This is a genomic window from Alcanivorax sp. HI0007 (assembly GCF_001635525.1).
GTDB lineage: Bacteria > Pseudomonadota > Gammaproteobacteria > Pseudomonadales > Alcanivoracaceae > Alcanivorax.
Window position 1 is genome coordinate 1 of the sequence record NZ_LWEJ01000092.1, and the last position, 381, is coordinate 381.

At 58.3% G+C, this 381-nt stretch carries 1 protein-coding gene; it reads left to right on the plus strand.

Going from position 1 to position 381, the window contains the following annotated elements:
• On the plus strand, positions 1-381 hold a 381-nt coding region (locus A3714_RS05355; protein WP_197463368.1), incomplete at both ends, for an efflux RND transporter periplasmic adaptor subunit.

The window sequence follows — 381 nt, forward strand, 5'->3', positions numbered from 1 at the left end:
GTATCCCCAGCAGCACTTTGACGAGCCCGGGCCCTCACCTTTCATGGATATGGAGTTGGTGCCCCGTTATGCCAATGGTGGTGATGATGGCGATCAGCCAACGGTCCGTATTGATGCAGCCATGGTACAAAATCTGGGAATTCGCAGTGCCTCGGTGGTCGTGGCTCAGTCACAATCTCAGCTTGATGTCACGGGGTTGATTGCTTACAACGACCGCGCCCTGACACGCCTGCAAAGCCCCGCGCCTTCCTTCGTAGACAAGGTCTGGCCTCTGGCTGAGGGCGACACCATCTCCAGTGGTCAGCCGCTGATGCAATTGAGAGTTCCGGCCTGGACTGGAGCTCAGCATGAATGGCTGGCCGTGCTCGGCAGCGGCAACAA